At 59.7% G+C, this 14915-nt stretch carries 19 protein-coding genes; 8 read left to right on the forward strand and 11 right to left on the reverse strand.

Annotation, left to right across the window (positions count from 1 at the left end):
- From ABDX87_RS21055 to ABDX87_RS21065, 3 genes are all read right to left on the reverse strand, one after another.
- Nucleotides 1-420 (reverse strand): translation initiation factor 2, encoded by a 420-nt coding sequence (locus ABDX87_RS21055; protein ID WP_346829609.1) that lies wholly within the window; start codon nt 418-420, stop codon nt 1-3.
- A gap of 145 nt (nt 421-565) precedes the next feature.
- Complete coding sequence (locus ABDX87_RS21060; protein ID WP_346829610.1) at nt 566-865, reverse strand: YciI family protein; 300 nt, start codon at nt 863-865, stop codon at nt 566-568.
- Between the two features lies 1 nt (nt 866).
- On the reverse strand, nt 867-1475 hold the full coding sequence (locus ABDX87_RS21065) for a septation protein A (RefSeq protein WP_346829611.1): 609 nt from the start codon (nt 1473-1475) through the stop codon (nt 867-869).
- Between the two features lie 65 nt (nt 1476-1540).
- Here ABDX87_RS21065 and ABDX87_RS21070 point away from each other — a divergent pair, with 65 nt between their 5' ends.
- From ABDX87_RS21070 to rluB, 6 genes are all read left to right on the forward strand, one after another.
- On the forward strand, nt 1541-2401 hold the full coding sequence (locus tag ABDX87_RS21070) for a PHP domain-containing protein (protein ID WP_346829612.1): 861 nt from the start codon (nt 1541-1543) through the stop codon (nt 2399-2401).
- A 13-nt stretch (nt 2402-2414) separates the two neighbouring features.
- Nucleotides 2415-3047, forward strand: coding sequence for an L-threonylcarbamoyladenylate synthase (locus tag ABDX87_RS21075; RefSeq protein ID WP_346829613.1), 633 nt, complete (start codon nt 2415-2417; stop codon nt 3045-3047).
- Between the two features lie 131 nt (nt 3048-3178).
- The gene (locus ABDX87_RS21080) at nt 3179-3877 is read left to right on the forward strand and encodes a segregation and condensation protein A (protein WP_346833581.1); all 699 of its coding nucleotides are present in this window, start codon (nt 3179-3181) and stop codon (nt 3875-3877) included.
- Nucleotides 3878-3894: 17 nt separating this feature from the next.
- The gene (gene scpB, locus ABDX87_RS21085) at nt 3895-4686 is read left to right on the forward strand and encodes an SMC-Scp complex subunit ScpB (RefSeq protein ID WP_346829614.1); all 792 of its coding nucleotides are present in this window, start codon (nt 3895-3897) and stop codon (nt 4684-4686) included.
- Between the two features lie 159 nt (nt 4687-4845).
- Entirely contained in the window at nt 4846-5034 is a 189-nt protein-coding gene (locus ABDX87_RS21090; RefSeq protein ID WP_346829615.1) for a DUF1289 domain-containing protein, read from the forward strand.
- A 209-nt stretch (nt 5035-5243) separates the two neighbouring features.
- Entirely contained in the window at nt 5244-6473 is a 1230-nt protein-coding gene (gene rluB / locus ABDX87_RS21095; RefSeq protein ID WP_346829616.1) for a 23S rRNA pseudouridine(2605) synthase RluB, read from the forward strand.
- Between the two features lie 102 nt (nt 6474-6575).
- On the opposite strand, the gene ABDX87_RS21100 is transcribed toward rluB, so the two are convergent.
- The gene (locus ABDX87_RS21100) at nt 6576-7550 is read right to left on the reverse strand and encodes a leucyl aminopeptidase (RefSeq protein ID WP_346829617.1); all 975 of its coding nucleotides are present in this window, start codon (nt 7548-7550) and stop codon (nt 6576-6578) included.
- Nucleotides 7551-7621: 71 nt separating this feature from the next.
- Nucleotides 7622-7759, reverse strand: a complete 138-nt coding sequence (locus tag ABDX87_RS21105) for a hypothetical protein (RefSeq protein ID WP_062389297.1) — start codon at nt 7757-7759, stop codon at nt 7622-7624.
- A 536-nt stretch (nt 7760-8295) separates the two neighbouring features.
- Here ABDX87_RS21105 and ABDX87_RS21110 point away from each other — a divergent pair.
- Nucleotides 8296-9720 (forward strand): amino acid permease, encoded by a 1425-nt coding sequence (locus ABDX87_RS21110; RefSeq protein ID WP_346829618.1) that lies wholly within the window; start codon nt 8296-8298, stop codon nt 9718-9720.
- 174 nt (nt 9721-9894) lie between these two features.
- A complete protein-coding gene (gene arfB, locus ABDX87_RS21115) occupies nt 9895-10308 on the forward strand; it encodes an alternative ribosome rescue aminoacyl-tRNA hydrolase ArfB (protein ID WP_346829619.1) in 414 nt (137 codons plus the stop codon).
- A 48-nt stretch (nt 10309-10356) separates the two neighbouring features.
- Here arfB and ABDX87_RS21120 read toward each other — a convergent pair whose 3' ends face one another.
- The 6 genes from ABDX87_RS21120 to phhA form a co-directional block, all read right to left on the reverse strand.
- A complete protein-coding gene (locus ABDX87_RS21120) occupies nt 10357-11571 on the reverse strand; it encodes an MFS transporter (protein WP_346829620.1) in 1215 nt (404 codons plus the stop codon).
- Between the two features lie 188 nt (nt 11572-11759).
- On the reverse strand, nt 11760-11939 hold the full coding sequence (locus ABDX87_RS21125) for a hypothetical protein (RefSeq protein ID WP_062389309.1): 180 nt from the start codon (nt 11937-11939) through the stop codon (nt 11760-11762).
- A gap of 76 nt (nt 11940-12015) precedes the next feature.
- Complete coding sequence (locus ABDX87_RS21130; protein ID WP_346829621.1) at nt 12016-12153, reverse strand: hypothetical protein; 138 nt, start codon at nt 12151-12153, stop codon at nt 12016-12018.
- Between the two features lie 325 nt (nt 12154-12478).
- The gene (locus ABDX87_RS21135; RefSeq protein WP_346829622.1) at nt 12479-13675 is read right to left on the reverse strand and encodes an amino acid aminotransferase; all 1197 of its coding nucleotides are present in this window, start codon (nt 13673-13675) and stop codon (nt 12479-12481) included.
- The gene (locus tag ABDX87_RS21140) at nt 13676-14032 is read right to left on the reverse strand and encodes a 4a-hydroxytetrahydrobiopterin dehydratase (RefSeq protein ID WP_346829623.1); all 357 of its coding nucleotides are present in this window, start codon (nt 14030-14032) and stop codon (nt 13676-13678) included.
- Nucleotides 14033-14046: 14 nt separating this feature from the next.
- Nucleotides 14047-14835, reverse strand: coding sequence for a phenylalanine 4-monooxygenase (gene phhA, locus ABDX87_RS21145; RefSeq protein WP_346829624.1), 789 nt, complete (start codon nt 14833-14835; stop codon nt 14047-14049).
- Nucleotides 14836-14915 lie beyond the last annotated feature (80 nt).

A 14915-nucleotide genomic window follows, 5' to 3' on the forward strand; every position in this document is an offset into this window, starting at 1 on the left:
TCAATTTAGCCATTGCCGACGCTGTCTACGCCAGCCGCTGGCAAAGATACCGCACAGCAGGGCGACCATTGCAACGCCGCCCCCCGTAACGAACCATTGTTGTTGCTCGGTCAGTACGCGCGCAGGCATGACCGACTGTGCTTCTTTGAGCTGCAGTTTAAGCCTTTGGTTCTCCTGACGCAGGCGTCCGAGCTGAATACTTTCGCGTTCAGTGTCGGCATTTTGCAATTGCCGGGTCAACTCTTCGCGCTGCTTCTCGCTGTCGGCCAGACGCTGGCGAAGGTCGGTCAGCTGGCTGGCGGTGCTGGGCAACGGCAACGCGTGGCTGACGGAATCGGTTGTTTCTTCGGCCTGGACATCGAAACTCATCGCCGAAACGGCCAGCGCGGCCGCTAGCAGACACCACGGACGTGGACGCATCTGAACTCCTGACTTTTCTTGCGGCACCTGAAAGCGCGCCGGCTTTATTGGGCATTTGGCAGGGTATCGGCAGCAGAATGCGAATAATGAGCAGTCAGAATGGGCGTGTTGCGAACCCGACCTCGTGGCGAGGTCGGGCTGACCGTCAGGGCAGGACTTGCTTGAAAGGTTTGACCACGACGTGGTCGTAGACACCCGCCTTGACGTACGGATCAGCGTCGGCCCAGGCTTGCGCGGCGGCCAGGGATTCGAACTCGGCAACGATCAGGCTGCCGGTGAATCCCGCAGTGCCTGGGTCATTGCTGTCGACCGCCGGGTTGGGGCCGGCGAGCACGATGCGGCCTTCGGCTTTCATTGCGTTCAGGCGCTCAAGGTGCGCAGGGCGCGCTTCAAGGCGTTTTTCCAGCGAGTTGGCGACGTCCGTTGCTACGATTGCGTAGAGCATTTCAGTCCTCTGTCTTTTTTGTGGAAGGCTGGGTCGATGCGTCGGCATCGTGGATGTGACGGGCCAGGAAGATGCCTTGGCCGATCAGGAAAATCAGGGTCATGCCCAGGCTGCCGAAGACTTTGAAGTCAACCCAGAAGTCCTGATACGTGAAGGCCACGTACAGGTTGGCAGCGCCGCAGAACAGGAAGAACACGATCCAGGCGATGTTCAGCTTGACCCAGATCGCCTGAGGCAGCGTCAGTGCGTGGCCCATGATGCGCTGGATCAGCAGGCGGTCGCCGATGAAATGGCTGCCGGCAAAGATCAACGCGAACACCCAGTTGACCACCGGGGCTTTCCATTTGAGGAAGGTTTCGCTGTGAAACGCCAGCGTCAGGCTACCGAATACCAGACAAGCGATCAGCGTCAGCCATTGGCTTTTTTCCAGTTTGCCCTGACGGATGAACAGGATGCCGTAGACCACGATGGAGCTGGCGATCAACATCGCGGTGGCGCTGAAAATCCCGCCTACCATGAAGGTGTGACCGAGGATGTCGACGGCCTGAGGACTGATTTTGTAGACGATGAAAAACAGGATAAGCGGGATGAAGTCGATGAATTGTTTCACAGTAAGAGCCAGAAGCTGGATGTGACGGCATAATAACAAACATCAATGACTGCGAAAGCGCCCCTATGAATGTCGATCTGCACTGCCACAGTACCGCTTCCGATGGCGCGCTTGCGCCCGCGGCACTCGTCGCCCGTGCTCACGAGAACGGCGTTCGGGTGCTGGCGCTGACCGACCACGACACCATCGAAGGCCTTGAAGAAGCCCGCGCGGCGGCGGTTGCGCTGGACATGCAACTGATCAACGGCATCGAACTGTCCTGCACGTGGGGCGGTGCCACCATTCATATTCTGGGGTATGGCTTTAATGTCGATGCCCGGCCTTTGCTCGACGCCATTGAGCAATTGCACACCGGACGCTGGTTGCGCGCTGAAGAAATCAGCCGCAAATTGGCGATGAAAGGTATGCCCGGCGCGCTGGAAGGTGCTCGCGCGGTCCAGCAGGCGCTCGGCGACAGTGGTAATGCGCCGGCCCGGCCGCATTTCGCGGATTTCCTGATCAATGAAGGTTTCGTGAAAGACCGCGCCGAAGCATTCCGAAAATGGCTCGGTGCAGGCAAGCTGGGCGACGTCAAGCAGCACTGGCCAACGCTTGAAGACACCGTCGCAACGCTGCGGGCCGCGGGTGCCTGGGTCAGTCTGGCGCATCCATCGCATTACGATTTCACTCGCAGCAAGCGTCGCAGGCTAGTCGCCGACTTCATCGAGGCGGGTGGCCATGCAATAGAAGTGGTCAACGGCCTGCAGCCCGCCGATCAGGTCGGCAGCCTTGCCATTCTGGCCCGTGAATTCGGTCTGCTGGTCAGCGCCGGCAGTGATTTCCATGCGCCTGGCGCCTGGTCCGAAATTGGTGTTTATCGCCCGTTGCCTGAGGATCTGCCGCCACTCTGGGGGCGATTCAAACATGACCAGCCTACTGCCGTCTGAACAGGAAGATACCGTGAGTCAATTTTTCCAGGTCCACCCGGAGAACCCGCAGTCGCGTCTGATCAAGCAGGCGGTCGAGATTATCAGGGCCGGCGGTCTGGTGGTTTACCCGACCGATTCGTCCTACGCCCTGGGTTGTCGAATGGAGGACAAGACGGCGGTCGACCGTATTCGCCGCCTGCGTCAGCTGGACGACAAGCACAACTTCACCCTGATGTGCTGCGACCTGTCGCAACTGGGCACCTTTGCCAAAGTCGACACCGCGGCTTTCCGCTTGCTCAAGGCGCACACGCCGGGCCCGTACACGTTCATTCTCGGGGCGACCCGCGATGTGCCGCGACTGGTGCTGCATCCCAAGCGCCGTACCATCGGCTTGCGGGTACCGGAGCATCCCATCGCTCAGGCGCTGCTGCGCGAGCTTGGCGAACCGCTGATGAGTGTCAGCCTGATCATGCCGGGCGAAACCCTGCCGATGAGCGATCCCCATGAAATGCGTGAGGTGCTCGAGCATCAGGTGGACCTGATCATTGACGGCGGCGAGGGCGGGATATCGGCCTCCACCGTGATCAATCTCGCCGAAGGCGACCCGCAGGTGGTCCGTGTGGGCTGTGGCGACCCGACGCCGTTCGGGGTCGAAGTCGAGTGACCGACCTCGAAACGCCTGGCGCTGCAGTGCTCGATCCGCAAGCCGATGCCCAGCAGGAGCTGCCCTTTGCGATGGTCTACGGTCAGGCCGTCACGCAGATGCCGCTTGACCTGTACATTCCACCGGATGCGCTGGAAGTCTTTCTCGAGGCCTTCGAAGGCCCGCTCGACCTTCTGCTGTACCTGATTCGCAAACAGAACATCAACATCCTTGACATCCCGGTAGCGGAAATCACTCGCCAGTACATGGGTTACGTCGAGCTGATGAAGACCGTGCGCCTGGAGCTGGCCGCCGAATACCTGGTGATGGCCGCGATGCTCGCCGAGATCAAATCGCGCATGCTGTTACCACGCTCGGAATCGGTGGAAGAGGAAGAGGACGATCCGCGCGCTGAACTGATTCGTCGCTTGCAGGAATACGAGCGCTTCAAGGCCGCCGCCGAAGGCATCGACGGATTGTCCCGCGTCGGGCGCGATGTGGTGGTGCCGAAGCTCGACGCGCCGGAAGCGCGGGCGCGCAAGTTGTTACCCGATGTCGCGCTGGAAGAATTGTTGATCTCCATGGCCGAGGTGCTGCGCCGTGGCGACATGTTCGAAAGCCATCAGGTCAGCCGCGAAGCGCTCTCGACCCGCGAGCGGATGAGCGATGTCCTGGAGCGCCTCAAAGGTGCCGGATTCGTGCCCTTTGCCGAGCTGTTCACGGCCGAGGAAGGGCGTCTGGGTGTGGTCGTGACGTTTATGGCCGTCCTGGAGTTGGTCAAGGAGCAACTGGTCGAGCTGGTGCAGAACGAACCTTTCGCTGTCATTCATGTGCGCGCACGAGCCGAATAAAGAGCAAGAGCTGACCGATGAACCTGAACGAACCCCGCGAACTCGCGCCGCTGCTCGAAGCCTTCCTGCTGGCCTCGGGTAAACCCCAATCGCTCGAGCGGCTGTACGAGCTGTTCGAGGAGGGCGAGCGTCCCGAGCCCGCCGTCTTCAAGAAAGCCCTGACGTTGCTGAGCAAATCCTGCGACAACCGCGCGTTTGAATTGAAGGAAGTGGCGACGGGGTATCGCCTGCAGATTCGCGAAAAGTTCGCCCCGTGGGTCGGTCGCCTGTGGGAGGAACGCCCGCAGCGGTATTCCCGCGCGCTGCTTGAAACCATGGCCTTGATCGCCTACCGGCAGCCGATTACGCGGGGCGAAATCGAAGATGTGCGCGGTGTGGCGGTCAACAGCAACATCGTCAAGACCTTGCTTGAGCGTGAATGGATCAGGATCGTCGGTTACCGCGATGTGCCGGGCAAGCCCGCGATGTTTGCCACCACCAAGGCGTTTCTCGATCACTTCAACCTGAAAAATCTCGACGAGCTGCCGCCGCTGGCCGACCTTCGCGAAATGGAAGCCGAGCCGATCCTGGACTTCGACGACGCCCCGGTGCCCGCGCATTTGCAGGCGCTGGCCGATGCCAGTCTGGAAGCGGACCCCGACGCCGAGCCCGAACCCCCGCGCGATGAAACCAGTTTCCGCAGCCTGCTGGCTGAACTCGACACCATGGAACAGGGCCTGAAAACCGATTTCGACGATTTATTGCTCGATGAGGGCGATAAAGAGTCTGAATTGGAAGACGAGCCGGCGGACGACGAAGATCCGCGGTAGGCAATGAGTTGCGGTCGCCACAACATTGCGTGAGGCGAGATCCCGTGGGAGCGAATTCATTCGCGAGAGGCCCATAAGGCCTACACATCCTTTTTTGCCTGAACATTTTTTCGCGAATGAATTCGCTCCCACAGTGTTATCGCGGTGGCTAAAGAAACCATGAGCACCAAAGACCCCTGCATCAGCGTCTGCAAATTCGACGACGACATCTGCCTCGGTTGCGGGCGCAGCAAGCGCGAGATCAAGTCGTGGAAGAAGATGGACAAGGACGAAAAACGCTCGGTGCTGGCCGAGTCGGCCATGAGGCTGATCAAGCTCAAGGCGTCCGGTCGGCGGAAAAAGAAGTGAGCCAGCCAGCGTTATCGGCGTTTTCGTCTAGTCTCTGATGCGCAACGCGCGCCATGAGCGTATGATTCGCGACCTTTTGGCGATCCACACTCGCCACAGGATTCAGTTTTCAGCCCTTCTGGACCGGAGAGTCTCTCCTGGCCAGGCGCAGGGCAACAGGTCGTGCCCACTCGCGCACGCCCTGATTCGACACACCGGGAGGTGCCCAGATGAGTGAACAAGACAAGCAGGACAAAGAGATCGGCCCAGCAGGCGAAAAACTGCAAAAGGTCCTCGCACGCATTGGCGTCGGCTCGCGCCGTGACGTCGAAGCCTGGATCGGCGAAGGCCGCATCAAGGTCAACGGCGTTCAGGCAAGCCTGGGGCAGCGCGTCGATCTGCATGACGCCATCACCGTTGACGGTCGCGTTATCCGTCGCGAAGAAGCGGCCGAAACCGTCCGCCGCGTCATCATGTACAACAAGCCAGACGGCGAAATCTGCACCCGTGACGACCCTGAAGGCCGTCCGACCGTGTTTGATCGTCTGCCGCGCCCGAAAGAAGGCCGCTGGATCAACATCGGTCGTCTGGACATCAACACCACCGGTTTGCTGATGTTCACCACCGACGGCGAGCTGGCCAACCGCCTGATGCACCCCTCGTTCGAAATGGACCGCGAGTACGCCGTGCGTGTGCGTGGCGAAGTCGACGACGACATGCTGCTGCGCCTGAAGAACGGCGTGATCCTGGAAGACGGTCCAGCGCGTTTCACCGACATCCAGCAAGCGCCGGGCGGTGAAGGTTTCAACCACTGGTACCACTGCGTGGTGATGGAAGGCCGTAACCGCGAAGTCCGCCGCCTGTGGGAATCCCAGGGGCTGGTGGTCAGCCGTCTTAAGCGCGTGCGTTTCGGTCCGGTGTTCCTCAATTCCGACCTGCCGATGGGTCGCTGGCGCGAAATGAGTCAGCAGGAAGTCGACATCCTCAGCGCCGAAGTGGGCCTGAAGCCGGTTGCCATGCCGCAAATGAATGCCAAGACCAAGGACAAGCTGGAGCGTCTTCAGCGCCAGTCTTCGCGTCCATTGGGCAAAGGCGAACGCGTGCGTCAGCTGCGTCCGGCCAAGGATGCGGTGCCTGCCGAGCGTGCACCTCGCGAGCCGCGCATGGCCGACGGCGAGCGCCCTGCGCGCAAGCCGGCCGAAGGAGGTCGTCCGGCCCGTACCCCACGTCCGGCCGCCGGCGGTCGTAGCGACAGCCGTGGTGAAAACCGTGGCGACAGCAGCCGCGGCACGCCAGTGGCCGAACGTCCGAGCGACATGAACAAGCGCCCGGCCAAGCCGAAGACCTCGCGTCCCGGCATCAAGCTGGTCGACGACGGCAAAACCCCGTCCGGCAAGCGCCGCGGCGCCCCGGCGGGCTCCGGTCAGCGCCCGGGCTTTGGTCGTCGCAAGCCTGAGTGATTGCGGTGTGAAATAAAAAACGCCAGTCGAGAGACTGGCGTTTTTGTTTCTGTCGCAAAGGCCCGTGTGGAAGTGAGCTGGGCGCGGCCATTAAATCCACGCCTAAACGCTTAGATGGAACGCCCCGTCAAACACCACGCGTTTATCCACAGCCAGCCTTCCACTGTTGAAGATCAAGTCCAGGTGATGGCTGCCTTTTGCGCCGCCGCCGAGCCCCAGATGCAGACCGCAATGGCGTTCTTCGAACCCGGCGTTGCGGGCATACAGCCGGGTCACGCCCTCGTTGGTGCCGATGCCCAGTTCCTCGACTCGCCGGTTGGACGGGTTGGCATCGAGGTATTTGTTGAAATCATTTTCCAGCCCCGGCACGTCGGTCGCGACGCGGGTGATGGTGGAATTTTCGATCCACAGTTCCAGCGGTGATTCGATGACCCCGTATTTGCGCGCGAACGGGATCGTGCTGAGAAAGGTGCCGACGAATTTCACGTGGCCATTGATCGAGTCGCTGTGGGTGGCGATCTCACCTGGCGCCAGGTCGTAATTGCCGACCCCATTGATGTTGGTCCATTTCTTCAACTCTCGTAGCGGCGCTTCGAAGTAAGAACCACGTTCATCGCTGAAGCTCAGCGTCTCGCCTTGATTCATATGGTCGATCAGGGCAGCGTTCAGGTGTGCGATACGTTCGGGTTTGACGCTGAAGGTATCGTAGAAATAGCGGCCATAGTCCTTGAACAGGAGGGACTTCTTCCATTGATCCGACATCACCGTCTGCAACGAGCGAATGAAGGCCGGGCCTTCGGCGCTCGGATTGGGCAGGGTCGAGGCATCGTAGAACAGCACGTAGAGGTCGGCTTGAGTAATGGCTTGAGCCAACTCCTCAATGGGGGACGTATCAAGTGCCATCGTACTGAAGCGAAAGGCATCGCGGGCGGTGGAGCTTTCGACGATGTTGCCGACGATCGCTGTGTAATCTTCGGTGTGGGCCAGCAATACCTTGGGTGAGGCCATGCCGTCGATAGCAGGGTGGTGTTGCAGGTAATAAAGAAAGTGCTCGATTGCGCTGCTCTGTTCCGTCATGGGGGCGCTCCGTTGTAAAGGCTGAAAACAAAAAGGGCGAACGCGTCAGACGCGCTCGCCCTCTGTCTGCTTTAGAACGGCCACATCGCGGTGCCGAACGCCACCACTGCGTCGGCTTGCATCATCTCCACGGCAGCATCATGAGTCGGTGCTTCAAACCAATCGTCCAGTTGCAGTTCTTCTTCCAGAGTTTGTTCCACAGATTGCATAGGTGAATCTCCTGAGAATGACGTACTTGCCGAATGCGACGAGGCCAGTGCAGACAGTGCCTGTGGCGGCCTCATCAGGGAAGCACACTGACCTTCGTGGCCAGCAGCGATGAAAAAACTAGTTCAATAGTCCGACTGTTGCAAAAGAAATTTCAGACGCGAAATGCTGGCAATTTGCCTAAAAAACAAAAACTTGCTGGAAAAACAACGCCAGAGCTGAAGCGTTTCTGCTGAATTTTATTTACGACGGAATTGTGTCGGTTTTCCCAAATTTTCCGTGTCATTCAAACGCTAAATAGTCTGACGTTTAGCCAAAACCCTCGTATTTGCCGGGGCAGACCTTTGACCGATCGCACAGCTTTTCTCGGCCAGCCGCAAGTTTGCCGGTGTACAATGCGCCGCGTTTTTTCTGTGAATCATCGGCGTATGAACGCCACCCAGACTCGGGGTTTACCCACTCCGTCTTTCATTCCGCCGCGTCATGAGCGCGTCGGGTTCGATTCCGTCACAGACAAGAACAAGAAGGTGACTATCCCATGAGTGAACACATGTCCCATTCGGGTGACTTGAAGCGTGGTCTTAAAAACCGTCACATCCAGCTGATCGCCCTGGGTGGCGCCATCGGCACAGGATTGTTCCTGGGGTCGGCGGGCGTTCTGAAATCGGCGGGTCCGTCGATGATTCTTGGCTATGCCCTGTGCGGCTTCATCGCCTTCATGATCATGCGCCAGCTGGGCGAAATGATCGTCGAGGAGCCGGTTGCCGGGTCGTTCAGCCATTTTGCTCACAAGTATTGGGGTGGTTTCGCCGGCTTTCTGTCCGGCTGGAACTGCTGGGTGCTGTACATCCTGGTCGGCATGTCCGAGCTGACCGCGGTCGGAAAATACATTCAGTACTGGTGGCCGGAAATCCCGGCCTGGGCGTCGGCGGCTGTGTTCTTCCTGATGATCAACGTCATCAACCTGGCCAACGTCAAAGTCTTCGGCGAGGCGGAGTTCTGGTTCGCGATCATCAAGGTCGTGGCCATTTTGGGGATGATCGCGCTGGGCAGTTACATGCTGGTCAGTGGCAGCGGCGGTCCGCAGGCCTCCGTCAGTAACCTGTGGGACCACGGTGGGTTCTTCCCCAATGGTGTGAGCGGTCTGGTGATGGCCCTGGCCTTCATCATGTTTTCGTTCGGCGGTCTGGAAATGCTGGGGTTCACCGCGGCCGAAGCCGATCAACCGCGAACCATCATTCCCAAAGCGATCAATCAGGTGATCTACCGCATCCTTATTTTTTACATCGGTTCTTTGGTGGTCCTGCTGTCGTTGACCCCATGGGATGCGTTGCTGGTTGATCTGAACGCATCGGGCGATGCCTACAGCGGCAGCCCGTTCGTGCATGTGTTCTCGATGCTCGGCAGCACGACAGCTGCACACATTCTCAACTTTGTGGTGCTGACGGCCGCGTTGTCGGTGTACAACAGCGGCACCTATTGCAACGCGCGGATGCTGTTTGGCATGGCCGAGCAGGGCGATGCGCCGCAATCGCTGGCGCGGGTCGATGGTCGTGGGGTGCCGGTCCGGGCGATTCTGGTGTCGGCGGCGGTGACGTTGATCGCGGTGTTGCTCAACTACCTGATCCCGCAGAATGCGCTGGAACTGTTGATGTCACTGGTGGTTGCGACGCTGGTGATCAACTGGGCGATGATCAGCTACTCGCACCTGAAATTCCGCCAGTACATGACCCGTAAGGACCGGCAGCCGCTGTTCAAGGCGCTTTGGTATCCGTTTGGCAACTACCTGTGCCTGGCGTTTGTGGTGCTGATCCTGGGCATCATGCTGATGATTCCGGGCATTCAGGTGTCGGTTTACGCGATTCCGGTGTGGCTGGTGGTCATGTGGGTGTTCTACGTGATCAAGAACAAGCGCCACGCTGACGGCGAGTCGATGGCGCAGCGGACATCGATCATTAAATAGGGACAGGCGGCGCATGGCGCGCCGCGATTTCTCATCAAACGGCAACGCTTGTGGGAGCGAGCTTGCTCGCGAAGGCGTAAGGTCAGGCCATCAATATCATTTGACTGGACGCATTCGCGAGCAAGTTCGCTCCCACAGGTTTGATGTTCGCCCTCACAGGTTCAGGCACGTCCCATGCTGATCATCTCCAACAACGTGCATCTCCCGGACAACGAGGTCGAGCTGACGGCCATTCGTGCGCAAGGCGCGGGCGGTCAGAACGTCAACAAGGTGTCCAGTGCGGTGCACCTGCGGTTCGACATCAATGCGTCGTCCTTGCCGCCGTTTTACAAGGGGCGGCTGCTGGCACTGAGCGACAGTCGAATCACCAGTGACGGCGTGATCATCATCAAGGCCCAGCAATACCGCACCCAGGAACAGAATCGCGCGGACGCGTTGGAGCGGCTGAGCGAATTGATCGTCAGCGCGGCGAAGGTCGAGAAAAAGCGCCGGCCAACCAAGCCGACGCTGGGGTCAAAGACGCGCAGGCTGGAGTCCAAATCCAAGCGCGGATCGATCAAGGCGGGGCGGGGGAAAGTGGATTTTTGAGGTCGCGACAGGGCTGTCATAGCAGAAGATGTGGCAGCCCTGTATCCGTCAGACTGGCGCCGCTTTGTCCCGCATCACTTTCCCCTGTTTGTACAGGTAGATGCTCAGCCCCAGCCCGCCGAGCGAGGCCAGTGCCGCGAACAGAAAGATCGAGGAGAAGCCGAAGCCTGCGGCCACAGCGCCCGCCACCGGACCGGTAATCCCCAGCGACAAGTCGATGAACAGCGAATACGCGCCCACCGCCGCACCTCGACTGGCCGCGGGCACCAGATTCACGGCCTCGACACCCAGCGCCGGGAACACCAGCGAGAAGCCGAAACCGGTCAGCGCGGCGCCTGCCAGCGCCAGATTGGGATTGGGCGCCAGCCACAACAGCAGCAAGCCCAACGCCTCGACCGACAGGCAGGCAATCGCCACGCGGAAACCGCCAATGCGGTTGATCATGTTGCCGAACAGCAGTCTCGCGCCGATGAAGCAGGCGCCGAACAGGCTCAGGCACAGCACTGCATTCGGCCACGTGTGGCTCGCGTAATACAGGGTGATGAAGGTCGCGATGGTGCCGAAGCCGATGGACCCCAGTGCCAGGCCCGTCCCGTGCGGGAGCACCAGACCGAGCACGTGCAGGAACGGCATGCGTTCGCCGTGCACGATGGGCGCGGGCGTCTTTTTCCACGCCAGCGAAATCCCCAGCGCCGCCAGCAGCATGATGCTCACGCCCATGCTCCACAGCCCCATGGCATTCACCAGCAAGACGCCCAGTGGCGCGCCGATGGCCAATGCGCCGTAGCTGGCGATGCCGTTCCAGGAAATCACCTTGGCGGTGTTCGCGGCGCCCACTCGGCCAATTCCCCAACCGATCGAACCCGAACCCACCAGGCTCTCGGCGCTACCCAGCACCAGACGACCGATGAACAGGCTGATCAGGCTCGCCATCGGCCAGGCATCGAGCCATCCGGCCAGCAGCATGAACACGCCGCTCAGCCCGCACCCGAACAGGCCGATGATCACGGCTTTCTTCGGCCCCTTGGTGTCGATGATGCGCCCGGCATACGGGCGACTGAGCAACGTCGCCAGGTACTGAACGCTGATCACGAGACCGGCAGCCACGGCACCGAACCCGAGGTCCGTGTGGACGTAACCTGGCAGCACCGCTAGGGGAATGCCGATGTTCAGGTAACCGATGAACGTGAACAGAACAATGGAAACGACCTGAAGCGTGACGGCGATAGGACGGGGTGTAGCGGCGCTTGAAGCGTCTGGCATGGGCATCAATCCACGATTACGACAGGGGAGGTACAACGAGGGCAGAAACAGATTGAAGCGTAGACGCTTGAAAGCCAAGCGATGCCACACATGATAACGAGGCTCGCTGTGTTGTGGCAGCTGAAGGCTTCGTTCACGGCAGCAGAAGGTTGAACTGAACGCGGGGTTGCCGATACCGGCTTTTATGATTATTCGGCGGCGGGTGCCACGAGTTGCGTCGTGACCAGAGCAGCGAGCGCGTTTTCCTGAGTGCCGAAGCGGGCCAGCAACGCGTTCTGTTTTTCCGGGCTCAGACGTGCCCAGATTTCAATCATCTTCTCGGCAGTGCCGATCAAGGCTTGTGCCTGTGTTTCAGTGAATTCGGTCATCGAGTCATCTCAAAGCAATCAGCCCTTATGGAAGTACGCCTGAAAGACGCTCTTGCATAGGGGCTGAAATCAGCCTTTAGCGTTGGCTTGGGGCTTTCTTGCTGTCACCACTTTTCCCGCTGGTTTTCATCTCGATCGGCTGACCGAGTTCCTGGCGGGCTGCTGCGCTTTGCTGGTTTTGGCTTGGGAAGGGGAAGTTTGGGATTTCATGCATAGCGTCGCTCCTCACAAGTTTTGTTGCTGCTGGTTTGAACAGCGCGTCCAAAAAACGCTCAGGGAGGATACAGCACACGAGATGACAAACAGATTTTTAATGCTGGCCGTTGGTCATGTAGTGGCGATTGGTTGCTACAACCAAAGTCCTGTGGGAGCGTGCTTGCCCCGACAGTGCTCCAACGATTGCAGTGGGTCAGCGGCATTTGCGCTGAATGTCCCACCGCATTCGTCCGAACTGCGGCCCATACCCTCGTAACCTCGGACGTCTCCTACAGGAACCACGTTGAAGCGCAGATCAGTGGTGTTCCTGTAGGAGTCGAAGGTCAGTCCTTGCACACCGCCGCAAACGCCGCCGCCAATGCATCCAGCCGCGTAGCGTCAATCCCTGCAACGTTCGCACGGCCAGCAGCGACCATGTAGACGCTGTGTTCTTTGCGCAGGCGGGCGACCTGGTCGTCGCTCATGCCGGTGTAGGAGAACATGCCGCGTTGTACGCCGATGTGGGCGAAGCGTTCGCCCAGGCCCAATGGGGTCAGGGCTTCAACCAGGCCTTGGCGAAGCTGCGCAATACGACTGCGCATTTCTTCGACTTCATCGGCCCACAGCGCTTTCAATTCCGGATCTCCCAGAATCTCGGCGACGACGGCGGCGCCGTGATCCGGTGGGTTGGACCACAGGTTGCGCGCGGTGGCCGACAGTTGGCTGCGCACATCCATCAATTTGTCGGTGCTGTCGGCACACACCAGCAGAGCGCCGGTGCGTTCGCGGTACAGGCCGAAGTTCTTGGAGCAGGAGCTGGTGATCAGCAGTTCCGGCAGTTCGGCGGCGAACAAGCGGACCGCCCAGGCGTCTTCCTGCAAGCCATCACCGAAACCCTGGTAGGCGAAATCGATCAGCGGCAGCAAGTTGCGGCGCTTGACGATCTTCAACACTTCGCGCCAGTCATCGTGCCCGAGGTCGAAACCGGTCGGGTTGTGGCAGCACGCGTGCAGCAGCACGACGTCGCCTTCCGGAACGGTGTCCAGTGTTTCCAGCATGGCCGGAACATTGAGCTTGTTGTCGCTGCCCACGTACGGGTAGTGATTGACCTTCAAACCGGCCGCGGCGTAGATCGTTTCATGAATCGGCCAGGTCGGGTCGCTAAGCCAGATGCCCTTGCCCGGAAGGCAGTTGGCGATGAAGTCGGCCGACAGGCGCAGTGCGCCGGTGCCGCCCGGCGTCTGAGTGGCGCCGACGCGCTTGTCTTTGATCAGCGGCGAATCGGCGCCCATCACCAGTTCACAGATCAACGTGCCGAATCGCGGTTCGCCGTGGCCACCGATGTAGGTCTTGGTCGGTTGCGAATCCACCAGACGCTGTTCGGCCAGCTTGACCGCGCGCGGAATGGTGGTCAGGCCTTGCGCGTCCTTGTACACGCCCACGCCCAGGTCGAACTTGTTCGGGTTCGGGTCGTTGGCATAGGCTTGGATCAAGCCCAGGATCGGATCATCCGGTACACGCTGAATCTGTGAAAAATGCATTTACTTACGGCCCTCGGCGCCTTTGGCCCCCTCGTCGGTGCGGGCGGCCATGATGAAGTCGTTGCGGTGCAGCCCTTTGATGGAATGGCTCCACCAGGTCACGGTCACTTTGCCCCACTCGGTCAGAAGACCGGGGTGATGACCTTCGGCTTCGGCAATTTCGCCGACCGCGTTGGTAAACGCCAGCGCAAATTTGAAATTCTTGAACAGAAAGACTTTCTCCAGCTGCATCACGCCGTCACGGACTTCGATGTTCCAGTCGGGAATCTGGCGGAGCAGCTCTGGCAGCTCGGCTTCGCTGACTTGAGGCGCATCGGCGCGGCAGGCTTCGCAGTGGGCTTGGTTGAGGGAGGTCATAAAGGGTGTCCTGTTCAGGCGGCTTTTGTTTTAGGGGGGAAGCGAGGGGCATGCAGCCCCAGCTGCGTGGCAGTCTGGACCATGCCCATGATGTCTTCGTGGGCGAGGTCGAACAGACGCTTGAGCTCCGGCAGCACAAAATAGAGCGGCTGCAGGATGTCGATACGGTACGGCGTGCGCATGGCTTCGATCGGGTCGAAGGCCTGATGTTCAGGCGTCTCGGACAAGCTGTACACGGTCTCCTTCGGCGAGGAAAGAATTCCTCCGCCGTATATCTTGCGCCCTTGGGCGGTCTCAACCAACCCGAATTCGATGGTCATCCAGTAAAGGCGGGCAAGGTACACGCGTTGCTCTTTGCTGGCTGCCAGCCCGAGCTTGCCGTACGTGTGGGTAAATTCCGCAAACCAGGGGTTGGTCAGCAGCGGGCAGTGTCCGAAGACTTCATGAAAGATGTCGGGTTCTTGCAGGTAATCCAGTTCTTCTTCGGTGCGAATGAACGTGGCCACGGGAAATCGCTTGCTGGCCAGCAGTTCGAAGAAGGTCTGGAAGGGAATCAGCGCGGGCACGCGGGCGACTTGCCAGCCGGTGGTGCTGTCCAGCACCCGATTGATTTCGCCCAGTTGAGGAATTCGGTCGTGAGGCAGGTTCAATTGCTCGATGCCGTCGAGGTATTCCTGACAGGCGCGGCCTTCGATCACCTTCAATTGGCGGGTGATCAGCGTATTCCACACCGCATGTTCGGCGTCGGGGTAGTCGATAAACCCGACGGCATCCGGTTCACGGGCGACGTACTGCGTGCTCATGCTGCTCTCCTGAATGGCTTGTTGTTATCTGGAGCGAGGCGGGGTGCCTACCGCTATAGATAACGTTTTTCATGCCGTTT

Source organism: Pseudomonas abietaniphila (assembly GCF_039697315.1).
GTDB lineage: Bacteria > Pseudomonadota > Gammaproteobacteria > Pseudomonadales > Pseudomonadaceae > Aquipseudomonas > Aquipseudomonas abietaniphila_B.